We start from the raw sequence: 20,241 nt of genomic DNA, 5'->3' as shown, positions 1-20,241 counted from the left end.
TCAGGACTCCTCATGGTCTGGTTCTGGTTCACGATCCCACGACAGACGCGGATCAAATGTCATCGCAGAAAACATTGTCATAATGACGACTAAAGCAAACATCAATGCACCCATTGCTGGATAAATATTCATCAAACCTCCCATGCGCACCAGCGCAGAGAGCACGGCGATAACAAACACATCAATCATTGACCAGCGACCAACAAACTCCACCACTTCGTAAATCAAATGCATCCGTTCACTGTCACGCTTGCCGTGTCCTTTGGCGTCCCAACATAACCAGGCAATCGCGATCATTTTTAGCGTCGGCACCATGATACTGGCGATGAAAATCACCGCCGCCACCGGGTATGAGCCTTCGCTCCAGATTAAAACCACCCCCTCAATAATGGTGGAAGGCAGCTTTGACCCCAGTAAGTCGGTTATCATGATCGGCAGAATATTGGCCGGCAGATACAGCATGATAGACGTGAACAGTAATGCCAGCGTCCATTGCAGGCTGTTTCTGCGCCGCACATAGCCTTTCGTCTCACAGCGCGGGCAAAGGTGCTCATCCGCCGCAAGGATAGCCGTGCAGCAGGAGCAGGAGCGCAATCCCTGACGAATGCCGGGAACGCCGGGCGTTAAACTTTGCTTAATCGCTGGCATGGGAGCAATGTCATCCCACAGCCAGCGGCGGTCAACACACTGAAACGCGCGCAGTTGCAGAATGCAGAAGAAGCACCAGGGAATAAAGCTACTGCCGACGCCGATATCGCCGTACGCCATCAGTTTGACGAAACTCACCAGCACGCCAGCGAGGAAAATCTCCGCCATTCCCCAGCTCTTCAACTGAAATAAAATTCGCGCCAGCTGGGCTTTGAGCCGATCGGGCATTTGTACCCGATTCACCAACAGCAGAATGGTTAGCAGGCAAAAAGCCGGAACCAGTTGGACGAAAAGTAAAAAGAAGGTGCCGAGACTGGCGTAATCTTCCGAAAAGAGAACGCCGGGGATTTCCATCAGAGTCACTTCACTGCTCACCCCTGCGACATTCATATTCACAAAGGGGAACAGATTCGATAAAAGCAACATGAACAGCGCGACTAACGCATACGCGGTGGGACGCTGTCTCGGTGCGTCCCACATAATCGTCAATGTTGTGCCACATCTCGGACATGCCGCTTTCTGTCCATGCTCAAGGTGGGGCAATGCCACCAGCATGTCACACTGCGAGCACAAAATGTGCTTTGCGGCATGGTGATGTTCGCACATGGTGTGCTCCTTAATTATGCGCCATTCTTTAAGGCTTCAAGATACTCCCAGCGCTCAAAGGCCTGCTCAAGTTCTTGTTCCGCTTTTGCCAGATCGGCCAAAACCTGCTGTGTCTTCTCATGCGGCTGGCTGAAAAAGGCGGCGTCAGCAACCTGTGCCTGCAACGCGTCCAGTTTCGCTTCCAGCGTTTCCAGCAACTGCGGTAACTGTTCCAGTTCGCGCTGCAGTTTATAGCTTAGTTTGCTACTGCCGCGTTTTACAATTTCTGCTTTCGGGGCAACTACTTCCTCAGTTTTTTTCGCCGCGGGCTGTTTAAACGCCAGATGCTGTTCCTGTTGGCCACGCGCATCGTGATAACCGCCGACATAACGACCAATCTTCCCGTTGCCTTCAAAAATCCAGCACTCGGTCACCGTATTGTCGACAAACTGACGATCGTGGCTCACCAGTAACACCGTGCCCTGATAACCATCAATCAGCTCTTCCAGCAACTCCAGCGTTTCGACGTCGAGATCGTTGGTTGGTTCATCGAGAATCAACAGATTGCTGGGTTTCAGAAAAAGACGCGCCAGCAGCAGACGATTTCGCTCACCGCCCGACAGTGCGCGCACCGGGGTCATCGCCCGCTTCGGATGGAACAGAAAGTCCTGCAAATAGCCGAGCACATGGCGCGGTTTACCGTTAACCATCACCTCCTGCTTGCCTTCCGCGAGGTTGTCCATTACCGTCTTGTCCGGATCCAGTTCGGCACGGTGCTGATCGAAATAGGCCACTTCCAGTTTCGTACCGACGTGGATGCGACCGCTGTCCGGCGGCAACTGGCCTAACATCAGCTTCAGCAGCGTGGTTTTACCGCAGCCGTTAGGACCGATCAGCGCAATTTTATCGCTGCGTTGTACCTGAGCAGAGAAGTCTTTCACTAACTGTTTGCCATCGACCTGATAATCCACGTTCTCCATTTCGAAGACTATCTTACCGGAGCGGGAGGCCTCTTCGACCTGCATCTTCGCCGTCCCCATCACTTCGCGGCGTTCGCTGCGTTCGCGGCGCATCGCTTTCAGCGCCCGCACGCGACCTTCATTACGGGTACGGCGGGCTTTGATGCCCTGGCGGATCCACACTTCTTCTTGCGCCAGCTTGCGATCAAACTCGGCATTCTGAAGGTCTTCCACACGCAGCGCTTCTTCTTTCTCGACCAGGTACTGATCGTAATTCCCCGGATAGGTCACCAGCTTGCCACGATCGAGATCGACAATGCGGGTCGCCATATTGCGAATAAAAGAACGGTCGTGGGAGATAAAAATGATCGTCCCGTTGAACGATTTCAGGAATCCTTCCAGCCAGTCAATGGTTTCAATATCGAGGTGGTTGGTCGGTTCATCCAGCAGCAGAACGCGCGGATTACTGACCAGCGCGCGACCCAGCGCCGCTTTACGCAGCCAACCGCCGGACAGCGACGACAACGCCGCATTAGGATCCAATCCTAACTGCGCCAGCACTTCGTTGATTCGATTTTCCAGTTGCCACAGATTGTGGTGATCGAGCTGCTCCTGCACCTTCGCCAGATCATTCAGGTTCTTGTCGCTCGGGTCGGTCATCACCAGACGTGAAATGTCGTGATAACGCTTGAGGTATTCCGCCTGTTCTTCAATCCCTTCCGCCACAAAATCATAAACGGTGCCTTCCACGTTACGCGGTGGATCCTGCTGCAAACGGGCAACGATCAGATCCTGCTCATAAATAATACGCCCATCGTCCAGACCCTGTTCACGGTTGAGGATCTTCATCAGCGTGGATTTTCCGGCGCCGTTACGGCCTACCAGACAGACACGTTCGTTATCTTCGATATGCAGTTCTGCATTATCGAGAAGCGGCGCGTCGCTGAACGACAGCCATGCGCCATGCATACTGATTAATGACATTTATTTATCCTTTCAGGCGGCGGTAATCAGCCAGCAGTTGTGGATTTGACGGTTACGGGCAAAGTCCTGGGAAAGCGTTTTTTGGGTGATTTCTTGTGCTTTCAGTCCCAGCGCCGCCAGACCGTCCAGATCCATACGGAATCCGCGTTTATTGTTGGAGAACATGATCGTGCCGCCTTTACGCAGCAGACGTTTCAGATCTTTCATCAGCGCCAGATGATCGCGCTGGACGTCAAAGGCGTCCTCCATCCGTTTCGAGTTGGAGAACGTCGGGGGATCGATAAAAATCAGATCAAACTGTTCATTGGCTTCACGCAGCCAGGCCAGGCAGTCGGCCTGAATCAGCCGATGCGCGCGGCCGCTGAGGCCGTTCAGACGCAGGTTACGCTCCGCCCACTCCAGATAAGTACGCGACATATCGACCGTCGTGGTGCTGCGCGCGCCGCCTAAACCTGCGTGCACGCTGGCGCTGCCGGTGTAGGAGAACAGGTTGAGGAAGTCTTTCCCGTTGCTCATCTGTCCCAGCATCCGTCGTGCGATACGGTGATCGAGGAACAGACCGGTATCCAGATAATCGGTGAGGTTCACCCACAGGCGCGCGTTGTATTCGCCCACCTCAATGAATTCCCCCTTCTCGTTCATCTTCTGATACTGGTTTTTCCCTTTCTGCCGTTCACGGGTTTTCAGCACCAGTTTGTTCGGCGCAATTTCCAGCACTGACAGCGTGGCCGCAATGATATCAAACAGACGCTGGCGCGCTTTCTGCGCATCGATGGTTTTCGGCGGGGCGTACTCCTGAATCACTACCCAGTCAGCGTAGCGATCCACCGCGACGTTGTATTCCGGCAGATCGGCATCGTACAGGCGGTAGCATTCAATCCCTTCCTGACGCGCCCATTTTTCCAGCTTCTTGATGTTCTTGCGCAGGCGGTTAGCGTAGTCTTCCGCCACCGTCGCCGGTTTGCTGTCCGGCGTGCTTTCCGCCACATGGTAGTTTTTCTGCACGCAGTCCAGCGGACCGTTTTTCGCTTTGAATTGCTTATCAGCACGCAGTTGCAGACTGCTCAGCAGATCCGGTGAGGCGCTGAACAGGGAGAGGTTCCAGCCGCCGAACTGGTTCTTCATGGTGCGGCCCAGCAGACTGTGCAGCGCAATCAGCGCCGGCTCGCTGTCCAGACGCTCGCCATAAGGCGGGTTGCTGATCACCGTCCCGTAAGGCCCCTTCGGCAGCGGATTGCTCAGCTTCGCCACGTCTTTCACTTCGAAGGTGATCAGCTCGCCAATACCCGCACGGCGGGCGTTGCTACGCGCGCGTTCAATCACGCGGGCATCGCTGTCAGAACCATAAAAATGCGAAGTGTATTCAGCCAGACCTTTGCGGGCACGGGTTTGCGCTTGCGCCTTGACCTCCTGCCAGATAGCGTCGTCATGCTGCGCCCAGCCGCTAAAACCCCAGCGACCACGGTGTAAGCCCGGTGCGCGATCGGTCGCCCACATGGCCGCTTCAATCAGCAGCGTCCCCGACCCACACATCGGGTCGAGCAGCGGCGTCCCCGGCTGCCAGCCAGAGCGCATCACAATCGCCGCTGCCAGTGTTTCTTTGATCGGCGCCAGACCGGTGCGATCGCGATAGCCGCGCAGATGCAGACCATCACCGCTTAAATCCAGCGCAATGCTGGCCGTGTCTTTATTCAGCCAGACGTTCACGCGAATGTCTGGCGATTCGCGATCGACATTCGGACGCGGCAGATTTTTACGCGTGAAGGCATCGACAATCGCATCTTTGACTTTCATCGCGCCGTACTGGCTGTTACGAATGGTGTCGTTCAGCCCGCTGAAATGGACGGCAAAGGTCGCCCCCGGATTGAACATCGCCGTCCAGTCGATCGCCTGCACGCCAAGGTAAAGGTCTAAGTCACTGTAAACTTTGCACTCACCCAACGGTAAAATAATGCGCGAGGCCAGGCGACTCCACATCAGGCTCTGGTAGACAAGCCGGGTGTCGCCCTGGAAATGGACCCCACCCTGAACCACCTGGCACGCCACGGCGCCGAGGCTTTCCAGTTCAGTTTTTAACAGCTCTTCCAGCCCACGGGCCGTACTGGCAAACAAAGAATTCATAGCGTCACTTATACTCGAAGAAAATTGCTGCGCATTATAGCTAATATGGGCGCTATGTCATAAAGTTGAGGGCTTATTTCTTTTGAGGGACCGTACCGTGTTGACGTTATCCAGACTTTTCATCCACCCCGTCAAATCAATGCGCGGCATTGGGTTGACCCACGCTCTGGCAGACGTCAGCGGTCTGGCTTTCGATCGTATCTTTATGCTAACCGAAGCTGATGGCACCTTCATTACCGCTCGTCAGTTTCCGCAAATGGTGCGCTTTACCCCCTCTCCCGTACATGACGGCCTGCATTTAACCGCGCCTGACGGCAGCAGCGCGCAGGTACGGTTTGCCGATTTCGCCACCCAGGATGCGCCAACGGAAGTCTGGGGTAACCATTTCACCGCACGAATCGCCCCCGATGCTATCAACCAGTGGCTAAGCGGCTTCTTTTCCCGCAGCGTGCAACTGCGTTGGGTCGGGCCGCAACTGACCCGCCGGGTTAAACGCCACGCAGGCGTACCGCTCTCCTTTGCCGACGGTTTTCCCTACCTGCTGGTGAATGACTCCTCCCTGCGCGACCTGCAGCAGCGCTGTCCGGCGGGTGTACAGGTTGAACAGTTCCGCCCGAACATCGTAGTATCCGGGGCAACCGCATGGGAAGAAGACAGCTGGAAAGCGATCCGCATTGGCGAGGTCATTTTTGATGTGGCGAAGCCGTGCAGTCGCTGTATTTTTACCACGGTCAGTCCGGAAAAAGGGCAAAAGCATCCCTCCGGCGAACCGCTGGCGACGCTGCAAACTTTCCGAACCGCACCAGACAATGGCGATGTCGATTTCGGGCTGAACCTGATAGCCCGTAACAGCGGGGTGATGCGCGTTGGCGATGACGTTGAAATTTTATCTACCGGCCCGGCCCGGGTGTACGGCGCTGCCGCTCAGGATGACGCCGTTGATGCCGTGCAGCTGCCAGACACCAGCGTCACCATCGACTGGCAAGGACAGGCGTTTCAGGGGAACAATCAGCAGGTACTGCTTGAGCAACTGGAAAACCAGGGGATCCGGGTTCCCTATTCGTGTCGGGCGGGGATTTGCGGTTGCTGCCGTATCAAACTGCTGGACGGCGAAGTGAACCCGCTGAAAAAATCAGCACTTGGTGATGATGGCACCATCCTCAGTTGTAGCTGTGTGCCAAAAACCGCGCTGAAGCTGGCGCTCTAAACCGCCTGCTCCAGGCTGAAGCTGTGTGGACGGAACTGCGGCTTCAGCCGGTCATTCATGATTTTAATCGCATCGCCAAGCTGCATGGTGCGTCCAGCCACAACAACGCCCGGTTGCGCCAGCAAACACAGGGCCGCATTCTCGCCAGGCTCCACCACTAACAGATTGATTTGTTCCTGACTATCGCTCAGCCAGACGCAGGCCGCATCGCCGGTTCCGGGCGACCAGTTTTCGCCGTGCGCCACAAAGTGCCAGCTTTTCGGCATCTGTGGTTTCAGGTAGCGGATGGCCACCAGCGCATTAAGCACCAGCTCTGCTTTCTGGTCTTTAGAGAGTTCAAGGTCGCGGCACTTTTCTTCAAAGGAGAAATACAGCGCGGCGTCATCGACGCAAAAACCGGACGGTGAGAATGCATCCGGGGTGAGCATCTTACGGGCAAAACGCGAGCGAAATAACATGCCATTGGCTAAATCGAGCATCATTCGGTCATGCTCTTCGTCATAATACCAACGCCAGTTATCGTCAGGTTTAATTCGCATTGTTTTCTCTCCCCTCTCCATCACCCGTTGCAAAATTGTCCTTTTTTGCCGCTTCGTTTATTACCTTAATAAGCAAAGCTTAAAATGTTTAAATAAGCAACAGTGAAAGAATATAAAACAACCAGGGGAGGAAATAAACCCCTGGTTGTCTGATATTCTGATAAAGAGAGAGAAAAAATCAAATATGGGTAACGATTTCTTTAATCAGCTGCGGACCTTTAAAAATAAAACCAGAATAAATCTGAACCAGCGATGCCCCGGCCGCCATCTTCTCACGCGCGGCAATCACAGAGTCGATACCGCCGACGCCAATAACAGGCAACTGGCCTTTTAATTCCACAGACAGACGGCGGATAATTTCTGTGCTTTTTAATTGCAGCGGACGACCGCTTAAGCCACCCATTTGATCGCAATTTTTCATTCCCTGAACCAGAGAACGATCGAGTGTAGTATTAGTGGCAATAACGCCATCAATATTATGCCGCACTAAACTATCGGCAACCTGGATCAGTTCTTCCTCAGAAAGATCCGGCGCGATCTTTACGGCGATCGGAACATATTTCTGGTGGATCGTTTGCAGATCGTTTTGTTTATTTTTAATCGCGGTCAGCAAATCATCCAGCGCGTCGCCGTATTGCAGCGAACGTAATCCAGGTGTATTTGGCGAGGAGATATTAATGGCAATATAACCGGCATAGGCATAGATTTTTTCCATACAAATCAGATAGTCATCTTTACCCTGCTCGACCGGCGTATCTTTATTTTTGCCGATATTAATCCCGAGCACCCCATCATAATGGGCCTTTTTAACGTTCTCCACCAGGTTATCAACGCCGTGGTTATTAAAACCCATGCGGTTGATCAAACCTTCAGCATCGACCAGGCGAAACAGTCGTGGCTTGTCGTTGCCGGGTTGCGGACGCGGGGTCACGGTGCCTATCTCGATCGAGCCAAATCCCATCGCGCCCAGGGCATCAATACACTCCCCGTCCTTGTCCAGACCGGCAGCCAGACCGAGCGGATTTTTAAAGGTTAATCCCATACAACTGACCGGTTTTGTCGGCACTTTCTGGCGGATCAGCGCTTCTAGCGGCGTTCCCGTCACACGACGTAATTGCTGAAATGTTAATTCATGAGCGCGCTCAGGATCGAGCTGGAAAAGGGCTTTACGAACGAAGGGGTAGTACATGAACTCTCCTGGATTCCCGGTGTGCAAACCGGGGGCGTATTATGGGCGATGTCGGTCAAAAAGGGAATTGACCTGTGGCAATAAAAAGCAAACGTTTCCCCTGCGACGTTCTTTTTATGCAATTTTCAGATTTTCTATTCCGCATAAATCATTTCGATTCCCGATCCCCCTCTGTCAGACTGCAAAAATTGTTATCAATGTTAAATAAAAGCGAACAATTAGTTATAAGGGGAGAATGCATCTATGCGCGTCATCACTCTGGCGGGAAGCCCACGCTTTCCCTCCCGATCCAGTGCGTTACTGGAATATGCCCGGGAAAAACTGAACGGTCAGGACGTCGAGGTTTACCACTGGAATCTGCACAACTTCGAGCCTGAAGATCTGCTGTATGCCCGTTTCGACAGCCCGGCGTTGAAAACACTCGTTGAGCAATTGAAAGAAGCGGACGGCCTGATCGTTGCCACGCCGGTCTATAAAGCCGCCTACTCCGGCGCGCTAAAAACGCTGCTCGATCTGCTCCCTGAGCGAGCGCTGGAAGGCAAAGTGGTCCTGCCGCTGGCAACGGGCGGCACCGTCGCTCACCTGCTCGCCGTTGATTACGCACTGAAACCGGTGCTCAGCGCTCTGAAAGCCCAGGAGATTTTGCACGGCGTTTTTGCCGATGACTCCCAGGTGATCGACTATCAACATAAACCGCATTTCACGCCCAATTTACAACTGCGTCTGGATAAGGCGCTGGAAACGTTCTGGCACGCCCTGCATCGCCGTGATGTCAGGGTTCCCGCTTTTGAAACCGTGCGAGGTGCGGCCCATGCGTAATCTTCTTACCCCCCGTACGGCGTGGCTGGCATTCGCTGGGCTGCTGGCTTTTTCCGGGCTGACACAGGCGGCGGAACCCTCCCCTGATGCCTTACGTATTGGCTATCAGAAAGGCAGCATCAGTATGGTTCTGGCGAAAAGCCACCAGTTTCTGGAAACGCGCTATCCCGGAACAAAAATATCCTGGATTGAATTTCCCGCCGGGCCGCAGATGCTGGAAGCCCTGAACGTCGGCAGTATCGATCTGGGCAGCACCGGTGATATTCCCCCCATTTTTGCCCAGGCCGCCGGGGCGGATTTAGTTTACGTCGGCGTTGAACCGGCAAAACCGAAAGCAGAAGTGATTCTGGTGCCGGAAAACAGCCCGATCAAGACGGTGGCGGAACTGAAAGGTCACAAAGTGGCATTCCAGAAAGGCTCCAGTTCGCACAACCTGCTGCTGCGTGCGCTGCAACAGGCCGGGCTGAAATTTACCGATATCCAGCCTACGTACCTGACCCCTGCCGATGCCCGCGCGGCGTTCCAGCAGGGTAACGTCGATGCGTGGGCCATCTGGGATCCCTACTATTCCGCGGCATTATTGCAGGGCGGTGTGCGCGTGCTGAAAGACGGCAGCGATCTGAAACAGACGGGATCGTTCTATCTCGCCGCACGACCATACGCCGAGAAGAACGGCGCATTCATTCAGGGCGTGCTGGAAACCTTCAGTCAGGCCGATGCGTTAACCCTCAGTCAGCGTCAGGAGAGTATTGCCCTGCTGGCAAAAACGATGGGTTTGCCGGAAGCGGTGATTGCCTCGTATCTCGATCATCGTCCACCAACCACCATTTCTCCGGTTAGCGCCTCTGTGGCCGCCCTGCAGCAACAAACTGCGGACCTGTTTTACGAAAACCGACTGGTACCGAAAAAAATCGATATTCGCCAGCGCATCTGGCAGCCCACTCAACAGGAAGGAAAACAATTATGAGCCTGAATATGTTCTGGTTTTTACCGACGCACGGTGACGGTCACTATCTGGGAACCGAAGAAGGCTCTCGTCCGGTGGATCAAGGCTACTTACAGCAGATTGCTCAGGCGGCGGATCGTCTGGGGTTCACTGGCGTGTTGATCCCGACCGGACGATCCTGCGAAGACGCGTGGCTGGTCGCGGCATCGATGATCCCGGTGACCCAGCGACTCAAGTTCCTGGTGGCATTGCGCCCGAGCGTCACCTCACCGACCGTCGCCGCTCGTCAGGCCGCCACGCTCGACCGACTCTCCAACGGCCGCGCGCTGTTTAACCTGGTCACCGGCAGCGATCCGCAGGAACTGGCGGGCGACGGTGTATTTCTCGATCACAGCGAACGTTACGAGGCCTCCTCGGAGTTCACCCAGGTCTGGCGTCGTTTATTACAGGGCGAAACCGTCGACTTCAACGGCAAGCACATCCACGTTCGCGGGGCGAAGCTGTTCTTCCCGCCGATCCAACAGCCCTATCCCCCACTCTACTTTGGCGGTTCTTCCGACGTCGCTCAGGATCTGGCCGCTGAGCAGGTCGATCTTTACCTCACCTGGGGCGAGCCGCCTGAGCTGGTGAAAGAGAAAATAGCCCAGGTACGCGCCAAAGCCGCAGCGCGCGGGCGCAACATTCGTTTTGGCATCCGCCTGCACGTCATCGTCCGTGAAACCAACGAGGAAGCATGGCGGGCAGCGGATCGGCTGATTGCCCACCTTGATGACGAGACCATCGCGAAAGCGCAGGCGGCTTTCGCCCGGACGGATTCCGTCGGTCAGCACCGAATGGCGGCGCTGCATAACGGCAAGCGCGACCAACTGGAGGTAAGCCCAAATCTGTGGGCGGGTGTGGGCCTGGTGCGTGGTGGCGCCGGAACCGCGCTGGTCGGTGACGGTCCGACGGTGGCGGCGCGCATCAATGAATATGCCGCGCTGGGCATCGACAGCTTTGTGCTTTCAGGTTATCCGCATCTGGAAGAGGCATACAGAGTCGGTGAACTGTTGTTCCCGCATCTGGACGTCGCGATCCCGGAAGTCCCGCAGCCGCAACGCCTGCATCAGCAGGGCGAAGCGGTGGCGAATGACTTTATTCCGCGCAAAGTCGCGCAGAGCTGAGGAGAACCGTGATGGCAACGCCAACGAAAAAGTGGTTGCTACGCGTTGCCCCCTGGTTTTTACCGGTGGGCATCGTCGCCGTCTGGCAACTGGCCTCCTCCGTGGGCTGGCTCTCCGGGCGTATTTTACCCTCACCGGAAGGGGTGGTAACCGCCTTCTGGACGCTCTCCGCCAGCGGCGAACTCTGGCAGCATCTGGCCATCAGCTCCTGGCGTGCGCTGATCGGCTTTTCGATCGGCGGCTCGATTGGCCTGACGCTGGGGCTGATCAGCGGCTTATCGCGCTGGGGCGAACGTCTGCTGGACACGTCAATTCAGATGCTGCGTAACGTTCCGCATCTGGCACTGATCCCGTTAGTGATCTTGTGGTTTGGCATTGATGAAACCGCGAAGATCTTCCTGGTGGCGCTGGGGACGCTCTTTCCCATCTACATCAACACCTGGCACGGGATCCGCAATATCGACAGCGGTCTGGTGGAAATGGCGCGCAGCTACGGGTTGTCCGGCTTTTCGCTGTTTCTCCATGTGATCCTGCCCGGCGCCCTGCCCTCGATTATGGTCGGCGTGCGCTTTGCGCTGGGGCTGATGTGGCTGACGCTGATCGTCGCCGAAACCATCTCGGCCAATTCCGGGATCGGTTATCTGGCGATGAACGCAAGGGAGTTTCTGCAAACGGATATCGTGGTTGTCGCCATTATTCTCTACGCCCTGCTCGGTAAACTCGCCGACGTCAGCGCTCAACTGCTGGAACGCGTCTGGCTGCGCTGGAACCCGGCTTATCATGTGAAGGAGGCAACCGTATGAACACCGCCCGTCTGAACCAGGGTACACCGCTTCTGCTGAATGCGGTGACGAAAAAGTATGCGGCGAACACCGTATTGAATCAGTTGGATCTGCATATTCCGGCAGGTCAGTTTGTTGCCGTCGTCGGGCGCAGCGGTGGGGGTAAAAGCACCCTGCTACGCCTGCTGGCGGGGCTGGAATCACCGAATGCGGGTGAACTGTTGGCCGGTACTACGCCGCTTCGCGATATTCAGGACGATACCCGTATGATGTTTCAGGATGCCCGGCTTTTGCCGTGGAAGTCGGTGATCGACAATGTGGGACTGGGGTTGAAGGGCCACTGGCGGGACGCTGCGCGTCAGGCGCTGGCGGCGGTTGGGCTGGAAAATCGGGCGACGGAATGGCCAGCCGCGCTTTCCGGCGGACAAAAGCAGCGTGTCGCCCTTGCGCGAGCGCTGATCCACCGACCAGGCCTGCTGTTGCTCGACGAACCGCTTGGCGCGCTGGATGCGCTAACGCGGCTGGAGATGCAGGATCTTATTGTTTCGCTGTGGCAAGAGCATGGTTTCACCGTGCTGCTGGTAACGCATGACGTCAGCGAAGCCGTGGCGATGGCTGATCGGGTGTTATTGATTGAGGATGGCAAGATTGGCCTGGATCTGACGGTCGACATTGCGCGACCGCGCCGCCTGGGATCGGTGCGTTTAGCGGAACTGGAAGCTGACGTGTTGAGTCGGGTTATGCAGCGTGGGGTAACAGAACAGCCAGCCCGTCGGCATGGATAAGCATTCAGGACGTTCCAGGCCCGGTAGGCGAGCGCCACCGGGCATTTTGCCGGATGGCGGCATTACCGCCTTATCCGGCCGATAAAACGACAGTTCAATGTATCAGGCTAACGCTTTGGTGACCTTCTCGAACAGATCGCCTGAAAGATTATCCAGCCCTTTCAACTGCTCCAGCGCGGCACGCATTTTTTGCTGACGCTTCGCATCATACCGCTTCAGACGGATCAACGGCTCGATCAGACGCGACGCCACCTGCGGGTTACGGCTGTTAAGCTCGGTCAACATCTCGACCAGGAACTGATAGCCGCTGCCATCTTCCGCATGGAAAGCCGCCGGGTTACTGCCCGCAAACGCACCAATCAGCGAACGAATACGGTTCGGGTTGCTCATGCTGAACGAACGGTGCTTCAACAGGCCGCGCACCGTCTCCAGCACGTTATCCGCCGGACTGGTAGACTGCAGAATAAACCATTTGTCCATCACCAGACCGTCCTGATGCCACTTGTCGTCATACTCCTGCATCAGCGTGTCACGGCACGGCAACTGTGCAGCCACCGCCGCAGACAGCGCCGCCAGGGCATCGGTCATGTTGTTCGCTTCACGATACTGTTTGCTCACCAGCGCGTCTGCCAGCGTCGTATCACCGAAGGCCAGGAAGCGCAGGCAGGCGTTACGCAGCGTACGTTTGCCGATGTCCGCATGCTCAACGCGGTACTCTTCCAGGCGGTTGGCGTTATAGATTGCCAGGAACTCATCCGCCAGTTCAACGGCCAGCGTCCGCGTTAACGCGTCGCGAACGTCCGCAATCGCCAGCGGATCGATTATCTCAAACAGCTCGGCAATTTCGTTTGCCGAAGGCAGCGTCAGAATTTCCGCCGCCAGCGCCGGGTCGATCTTCTCATCCAGCAGCACGGCGCGGAAAGCATCCGCCACATGAGCCGGCAGAGAGAGTGGTTGTCCCTGCTGATGACGCGCCACGTTCAGCTTGATGTACGTTGCCAGCAGGCTTTGCGCCGCGTCCCAACGGGAGAAGTCGTTGCGCGCATGGCGCATCAGGAACGTCAGTTGCTGATCGCTCCACTTATATTCCAGTTTCACCGGGGCAGAGAACTCGCACAGCAGCGCCGGTACCGGCTGGAAATAAACGTTGTCGAACACAAACGTCTGCTCCGCCTGCGTCACATTCAGCACGGCGTTAACCGGATGACCGCCTTTCTGTAGCGGGATCACGTTGCCTTCGTTGTCATACAGTTCGATGGCAAACGGAATATGCAGCGGCTGTTTCTCGGCCTGATCCGGCGTTGCCGGCGTGCGCTGGCTGAGGGTCAGCGTGTACTGCTCGGTTTCCGGGTTATAGTCATCTTTAACGGTGACAATTGGTGTGCCGGACTGGCTGTACCAACGGCGGAAATGGGAAAGATCGACGTTGGATGCATCTTCCATTGCCTGGACGAAGTCATCACAGGTCGCCGCGCTGCCGTCGTGGCGCTCAAAGTACAGTTGCATCCCTTTCTGGAAATTCGTCTCGCCCAGCAGGGTATGGATCATGCGAATGACTTCTGCGCCCTTTTCATACACGGTCAGGGTGTAGAAGTTGTTCATTTCGATGACCTTATCCGGGCGGATCGGATGTGCCATCGGGCTGGCATCTTCAGCAAACTGCAGGCCGCGCATGGTGCGCACGTTGCTGATCCGGTTAACCGCGCGGGAACCAAGATCCGAACTGAACTCCTGATCGCGGAAAACGGTTAACCCCTCTTTCAGACTCAACTGGAACCAGTCGCGACAGGTGACGCGGTTGCCTGTCCAGTTGTGGAAATATTCATGGCCGATCACGCGTTCAATATCGAGATAATCTTTGTCGGTGGCGGTGTCAGTTCGCGCCAGCACGTATTTGGAGTTAAAGATATTAAGACCTTTATTCTCCATCGCGCCCATATTAAAGAAGTCGACGGCGACGATCATATAGATGTCGAGATCGTACTCCAGGCCGAAGCGCTCCTCGTCCCACTTCATCGAGTTTTGTAACGACGTCATCGCCCACGGCGCACGGTCGAGATTACCGCGATCCACATACAGCTCCAGCGCCACTTCGCGCCCGGAACGGGTGGTAAAGGTATCGCGCAGCACGTCGAAGTCACCGGCGACCAGCGCAAACAGGTAGCACGGTTTCGGGAACGGATCCTGCCACTGAACCCAGTGACGACCGTTTTCCAGTTCCCCCTCGCCGGTACGGTTACCGTTGGAGAGCAGGAACGGATATTTGCTTTTATCGGCAATAATTTTGGTGGTAAAACGCGCCAGTACGTCCGGACGGTCGAGATACCAGGTGATATGGCGGAAGCCTTCCGCTTCACACTGGGTACATAACGCCTCGCCCGACTGATACAGGCCTTCCAGCGCGGTGTTCCGGGCCGGGCTGATTTCATTAACAATACGCAGCGTAAAACGCTCGGGCAGATTGCTAATCACCAGCGTGCCTGCTTCTTCTTTATAAGCTGTCCACGGTTCATCGTTGACGTGGAGAGAGACCAGCGTCAGATCTTCTCCATCCAGTTTCAGCGGGGCATCCGATGCGCCATGACGAACAGCCTGGCTCACTGCCGTGACCACGGTTTTTTCAGCATCCAGGTCAAAGGTCAAGTCAATATCAGTAATCTGGTAATCCGGCGCACGGTAGTCGTGACGGTATTTGGCTTGTGGCTGTTGTGTCATAAAAAAACCTTTAGCATCTTTTGAAGAGTCTCGAGTTCAGTCTATTCCTGTTGCGCAAAACACGCTACGCAGAATGTTTATCTTTTCAGGCACAAACACTCTTTTTGCTACATTTTTATAACACGCGGCACGAAATGCACTCGACCCTGACGTCAGCTTATGGTGTGATCGGGGTTCAATAAATCGCTAAACAAGGTATACTCCAGCGGTTTTCTTAGTTGTTTATTGTACTAAACGCTCCCGTGAGAGGATGCTACTGCGCACCTATGACACAATTCGCTTCTCCTGTTCTGCACTCGTTGCTGGATACAGATGCTTATAAGTTGCATATGCAGCAAGCCGTATTTCACCACTACTATGATGTGCAGGTAGCGGCTGAATTTCGTTGCCGAGGCGACGACCTGCTGGGTATTTATGCCGACACCATTCGCGAGCAGGTCAATGCTATGCAGCATCTGCGCCTGGAGGAAGAAGAGTATCAGTGGCTCTCCGGCCTGCCCTTCTTCAAAGCGGATTACCTCAACTGGCTGCGCGATTTTCGCTATGACCCGCAGCAGGTTTCCGTCAGCAACGACAACGGAAAGCTGAATATCCGCTTAAGCGGTCCGTGGCGTGAAGTCATCATGTGGGAAGTCCCGCTGCTGGCAGTGATCAGCGAACTGGTTCATCGCTATCGCTCACCAGAAATGGGCGTCGCGCAGGCCCTCGATACGCTGGAGACGAAATTAGTCGATTTCACTGCTTTAACGTCCAGTCTCGATATGTCCCGCTTCCACCTGATGGATTTCGGCACCCGTCGCCGTTTTTCTCGCGAAGTGCAACAGGCTATCGTGAAGCGTTTGCAGCAGGAGTCGTGGTTCGTTGGCACCAGTAACTACGATCTGGCCCGCCGTCTGTCGCTGACGCCAATGGGCACACAGGCGCACGAGTGGTTCCAGGCGCATCAACAGATAAGTCCTGAACTGGCGACCAGCCAGCGTGCCGCCCTGGCCGCGTGGTTAACTGAATATCCGGATCAACTTGGCATCGCGCTGACCGACTGCATCACGATGGATGCGTTCTTACGCGACTTTGGCAGCGAATTTGCGACCCGTTATCAGGGACTGCGCCATGACTCTGGCGATCCTGTCGAGTGGGGCGAAAAGGCCATCGCCCATTATGAAAAGTTGGGTATCGATCCACACAGCAAAACGTTGGTCTTTTCCGACAATCTGGATCTGAATAAAGCAGTGGATCTTTACCGTCACTTCTCCTCCCGCGTGCAGTTGAGTTTTGGCATTGGTACGCGTCTGACCTGCGATATTCCGCAAGTTAAACCGCTGAACATTGTGATCAAACTGGTCGAGTGCAACGGTAAACCGGTTGCCAAACTGTCTGACAGTCCGGGCAAAACCATTTGTCACGACAAAGCCTTTGTTCGCGCATTGCGTAAAGCGTTTGATTTACCGCATATCAAAAAAGCCAGTTAATCCTTCCAGGGAGCCGCTTCGGCTCCCTTTTTGTACTTATTTCTGAAATCTTTCTCTTTGCCTGTGAATTCTGCTTGTCTGATTGCAGATGCCAGGTAACATAGGAAATCCCCATTCCGGGGACATGTGTTTATATATCGGACTATTAACAGAGAGAATATTATGAGCGTTGTGCCTGTAGCCGACGTACTCCAGGGCCGCGTAGCCGTTGACAGCGAAGTCACCGTGCGCGGATGGGTACGCACCCGCCGAGATTCAAAAGCTGGCATCTCCTTCCTCGCCGTTTATGACGGTTCCTGCTTTGATCCTGTACAGGCCGTCATCAATAATTCTCTGCCCAATTACAATGAAGAAGTGCTGCGTCTGACCACCGGCTGTTCCGTTATCGTCACCGGCAAGGTCGTGGCCTCTCCGGGACAAGGACAGAGTTTTGAGATCCAGGCGACTGAGGTTGAAGTCAGCGGCTGGGTTGAAGATCCTGACACCTACCCGATGGCGGCGAAACGTCACAGCATCGAGTACCTGCGTGAAGTTGCGCACCTGCGTCCGCGTACCAACATGATTGGTGCCGTCGCACGTGTTCGCCACACGCTGGCGCAGGCGCTGCACCGTTTCTTCGATGAGCAGGGCTTCTTCTGGGTTTCCACTCCGCTTATCACCGCGTCTGATACCGAAGGTGCGGGTGAAATGTTCCGCGTGTCGACGCTGGACCTGGAAAACCTGCCGCGTAACGATCAGGGCAAAGTGGATTTCGACAAAGACTTCTTTGGTAAAGAGTCCTTCCTGACCGTATCCGGCCAGTTGAACGGCGAAACTTACGCCTGCGCGTTGTCGAAGATCTATACCTTCGGTCCGACCTTCCGTGCGGAAAATTCCAACACCACCCGTCACCTGGCGGAGTTCTGGATGCTGGAACCGGAAGTGGCCTTCGCCAACCTGAGCGACATTGCCGGTCTGGCGGAAGGCATGCTGAAATATGCCTTCAAAACCGTACTGACCGAGCGAGCTGACGACATGAAGTTCTTTGCCGAGCGCGTGGATAAAGAGGCGATTAGTCGTCTGGAACGCTTCATCGAGGCGGATTTCGCCCAGGTGGATTACACCGATGCGGTCGCCATTCTGGAAGAGTGCATTAAGAAAGGCAGAAAGTTCGAGAACCCGGTTTACTGGGGTGTCGATCTCTCCTCCGAACACGAACGTTATCTGGCAGAAGAACACTTTAAAGCGCCGGTAGTGGTGAAAAACTATCCGAAAGAGATTAAAGCGTTCTATATGCGCCTGAACGAAGACGGTAAAACCGTTGCCGCGATGGACGTTCTGGCTCCGGGTATCGGTGAAATCATCGGTGGTTCTCAGCGTGAAGAGCGTCTGGATGTGCTGGATGCGCGCATGCTGGAAATGGGTCTGAACAAAGAAGACTACTGGTGGTATCGCGACCTGCGCCGCTACGGTACCGTGCCGCACTCCGGCTTCGGTCTCGGCTTCGAGCGTTTGATCGCTTACGTTACCGGCGTACAGAACGTTCGTGACGTAATCGCCTTCCCGCGCACACCGCGTAACGCGACGTTCTAAAAAAGTTCGTAAAAGGCCAGCCTTGCTGGCCTTTTTTATTGGCTGAAATGTCAGGTTTTTGAGTAATTCGTAAGCAATCCTGAGATCACCTCCCCACCCCGCCAGATCCTGTTACCGGATATTGCGTCGTAATATTTCTGCACAAAAAATAAACCACAATTTTCTTGCGGATTAGTTTTTCCTCATCTATTAGCACGTTTTATAGACAATTTCACAGCATTCCAGACGTCCAGATACAGGCATAAGTCAAACTGGAAACGTCTACTTTCTGTACGCTATTTTTCTTTTAGCCGAATTAAAGATAAGAAAATCATATAAATAGATATAAGTGGTGTGATCTGGAGCTGAAATCGTTTCGAAATATGATGTCGTTCACAAAGTTCCAGAAATGTAATATCCAGTTACACATTTTTTCTTTCTGAAACCAATTCTTTATCTTTGTAGCACTTTCACGGTAGCGAAACGATAGTTTGAATGGAAAGATGCCTGTCAGACACATAAAGACACCAAACTCTCATCAATAGTTCCGTAAATTTTTATTGACGAAATTTATTGACGGCAGTGGCAGGTGTCATAAAAAAACCAATGAGGGTAATAAATAATGATGAAGCGCAATATTCTGGCAGTGGTTATCCCTGCTCTGCTGGTAGCCGGTGCAGCTAACGCTGCAGAAATCTACAACAAAGACGGCAACAAACTGGACCTGTACGGTAAAGCGGTAGGTCTGCACTATTTTTCTGATAACAAAGGCAATGACGGCGACCAGACTTATGCCCGTCTTGGTTTCAAAGGGGAAACTCAGATCAATGACCAACTGACCGGTTACGGCCAGTGGGAATATAACTTCGCCGGTAACAACTCTGAAGGCGGTGATGACGCGCAGAACAACAACAAAACCCGTCTGGCATTCGCTGGTCTGAAATTCGGCGACGCGGGCTCCTTCGACTACGGTCGTAACTACGGTATCGTTTACGATGCACTGGGTTACACCGATATGCTGCCAGAATTCGGCGGTGATACTGCGTACAGCGATAACTTCTTCGTTGGCCGTGTTGGTGGCGTAGCAACCTACCGTAACGCTAACTTCTTCGGTCTGGTTGATGGCCTGAACTTCGGTGTTCAGTACCTGGGTAAAAACGAGCGTGACGGTAACGTTGGTCGCTCTAACGGTGACGGCGTCGGCGGTTCTGTTAGCTACGAAATGAATGGCTTCGGCATTGTTGGTGCATACGGCGCAGCTGACCGTACCGACGCTCAGGTCAATTCTATTCGTGGTCACGGTGAGAAAGCTGAGCAGTGGGCGACGGGTCTGAAATACGATGCGAACAACATCTACCTGGCAGCCAACTACGGTGAAACCCGTAACGCTACCCGCATCGAAGACGGTTTTGCAAACAAAACTCAGGACTTCTTCGTTGTAGCTCAGTACCAGTTCGACTTCGGTCTGCGTCCGTCTATCTCCTACAACAAATCTAAAGCGAAAAACGTTGAAGACGTAGGTAGCGAAGATCTGGTGAACTACATTGAAGTGGGCGCAACCTACTACTTCAATAAAAACATGTCCACTTATGTTGACTACCAGATCAACCAGATTGATTCTGACAACAAACTGGGCGTGAACTCTGACGACACCGTTGCTCTGGGTATCGTATACCAGTTCTAATAGCAGACCCCTTTGCTAAATGCCTAAAAAACAGGACTTCGGTCCTGTTTTTTTATGCCTGTCAGCCAAATCTTGCGACTTCAAAAAACCTTCAG

15 protein-coding genes are annotated in these 20,241 nt (G+C 54.4%); 9 read left to right on the top strand and 6 right to left on the bottom strand.

The genetic code is table 11. The annotated features are described in order from the left end of the window. Genes pqiA through rlmKL form a run of 3 tightly spaced genes read right to left on the bottom strand, consistent with a single transcriptional unit; the run spans nt 1 to nt 5,297 of the window. Nucleotides 1–1,254: a membrane integrity-associated transporter subunit PqiA gene (gene pqiA, locus F384_RS04535; RefSeq protein ID WP_046478734.1), complete on the bottom strand. Its 1,254-nt coding sequence runs from the start codon at nt 1,252–1,254 to the stop codon at nt 1–3. Nucleotides 1,255–1,268: 14 nt separating this feature from the next. Next, on the bottom strand, nt 1,269–3,176 hold the full coding sequence (locus F384_RS04530; RefSeq protein WP_046478732.1) for an ABC transporter ATP-binding protein: 1,908 nt from the start codon (nt 3,174–3,176) through the stop codon (nt 1,269–1,271). A gap of 12 nt (nt 3,177–3,188) precedes the next feature. Then, nucleotides 3,189–5,297: a bifunctional 23S rRNA (guanine(2069)-N(7))-methyltransferase RlmK/23S rRNA (guanine(2445)-N(2))-methyltransferase RlmL gene (gene rlmKL, locus F384_RS04525; protein ID WP_046478730.1), complete on the bottom strand. Its 2,109-nt coding sequence runs from the start codon at nt 5,295–5,297 to the stop codon at nt 3,189–3,191. A gap of 97 nt (nt 5,298–5,394) precedes the next feature. Between rlmKL and F384_RS04520 the strand changes: the two genes are divergently transcribed. Further along, nucleotides 5,395–6,504: a YcbX family protein gene (locus F384_RS04520; protein WP_046478729.1), complete on the top strand. Its 1,110-nt coding sequence runs from the start codon at nt 5,395–5,397 to the stop codon at nt 6,502–6,504. Here the strand turns inward: F384_RS04520 and zapC are convergent. Together zapC and pyrD are read right to left on the bottom strand one after the other, a co-directional pair. After that, entirely contained in the window at nt 6,501–7,043 is a 543-nt protein-coding gene (zapC, locus tag F384_RS04515) for a cell division protein ZapC (RefSeq protein WP_046478727.1), read from the bottom strand. The genes F384_RS04520 and zapC overlap by 4 nt on opposite strands. Nucleotides 7,044–7,221: 178 nt before the next feature. Beyond that, on the bottom strand, nt 7,222–8,232 hold the full coding sequence (gene pyrD / locus F384_RS04510; RefSeq protein ID WP_046478726.1) for a quinone-dependent dihydroorotate dehydrogenase: 1,011 nt from the start codon (nt 8,230–8,232) through the stop codon (nt 7,222–7,224). 243 nt (nt 8,233–8,475) lie between these two features. On the opposite strand from pyrD, the gene ssuE reads away from it, so the two are divergent. Genes ssuE through ssuB form a run of 5 tightly spaced genes read left to right on the top strand, consistent with a single transcriptional unit; the run spans nt 8,476 to nt 12,727 of the window. Next, entirely contained in the window at nt 8,476–9,051 is a 576-nt protein-coding gene (ssuE, locus tag F384_RS04505; protein ID WP_046478725.1) for an NADPH-dependent FMN reductase, read from the top strand. Then, a complete protein-coding gene (locus tag F384_RS04500; RefSeq protein WP_046478723.1) occupies nt 9,044–10,018 on the top strand; it encodes a sulfonate ABC transporter substrate-binding protein in 975 nt (324 codons plus the stop codon). The genes ssuE and F384_RS04500 overlap by 8 nt, the downstream gene beginning before the upstream one ends. Then, nucleotides 10,015–11,160, top strand: coding sequence for an FMNH2-dependent alkanesulfonate monooxygenase (ssuD, locus tag F384_RS04495; RefSeq protein ID WP_046478722.1), 1,146 nt, complete (start codon nt 10,015–10,017; stop codon nt 11,158–11,160). The genes F384_RS04500 and ssuD overlap by 4 nt, the downstream gene beginning before the upstream one ends. A gap of 11 nt (nt 11,161–11,171) precedes the next feature. Then, the gene (gene ssuC / locus F384_RS04490) at nt 11,172–11,963 is read left to right on the top strand and encodes an aliphatic sulfonate ABC transporter permease SsuC (protein WP_046478721.1); all 792 of its coding nucleotides are present in this window, start codon (nt 11,172–11,174) and stop codon (nt 11,961–11,963) included. Next, nucleotides 11,960–12,727, top strand: a complete 768-nt coding sequence (gene ssuB / locus F384_RS04485; RefSeq protein ID WP_046478719.1) for an aliphatic sulfonates ABC transporter ATP-binding protein — start codon at nt 11,960–11,962, stop codon at nt 12,725–12,727. The genes ssuC and ssuB overlap by 4 nt, the downstream gene beginning before the upstream one ends. 102 nt (nt 12,728–12,829) lie before the next feature. On the opposite strand, the gene pepN is transcribed toward ssuB, so the two are convergent. Next, nucleotides 12,830–15,442: an aminopeptidase N gene (gene pepN / locus F384_RS04480; protein ID WP_046478718.1), complete on the bottom strand. Its 2,613-nt coding sequence runs from the start codon at nt 15,440–15,442 to the stop codon at nt 12,830–12,832. Between the two features lie 266 nt (nt 15,443–15,708). Between pepN and pncB the strand changes: the two genes are divergently transcribed. The 3 genes from pncB (at nt 15,709) to ompF (ending at nt 20,146) form a co-directional block, all read left to right on the top strand. Beyond that, nucleotides 15,709–16,911 carry a nicotinate phosphoribosyltransferase gene (gene pncB, locus F384_RS04475; protein ID WP_046478716.1) on the top strand — a complete coding sequence of 401 codons (1,203 nt, stop codon included), beginning with the start codon at nt 15,709–15,711 and terminating at the stop codon, nt 16,909–16,911. A 162-nt stretch (nt 16,912–17,073) separates the two neighbouring features. Beyond that, nucleotides 17,074–18,483, top strand: coding sequence for an asparagine--tRNA ligase (gene asnS / locus F384_RS04470; protein ID WP_046478715.1), 1,410 nt, complete (start codon nt 17,074–17,076; stop codon nt 18,481–18,483). Between the two features lie 601 nt (nt 18,484–19,084). Beyond that, the gene (ompF, locus tag F384_RS04465) at nt 19,085–20,146 is read left to right on the top strand and encodes a porin OmpF (RefSeq protein WP_046478714.1); all 1,062 of its coding nucleotides are present in this window, start codon (nt 19,085–19,087) and stop codon (nt 20,144–20,146) included. Nucleotides 20,147–20,241 lie beyond the last annotated feature (95 nt).

This window comes from Citrobacter amalonaticus Y19, assembly GCF_000981805.1.
In the GTDB taxonomy this organism is placed as follows: Bacteria; Pseudomonadota; Gammaproteobacteria; order Enterobacterales; family Enterobacteriaceae; genus Citrobacter_A; species Citrobacter_A amalonaticus_C.
Note: the sequence above shows the minus strand (reverse complement) of the source record. Positions and strands in the feature narration are given on the sequence as shown.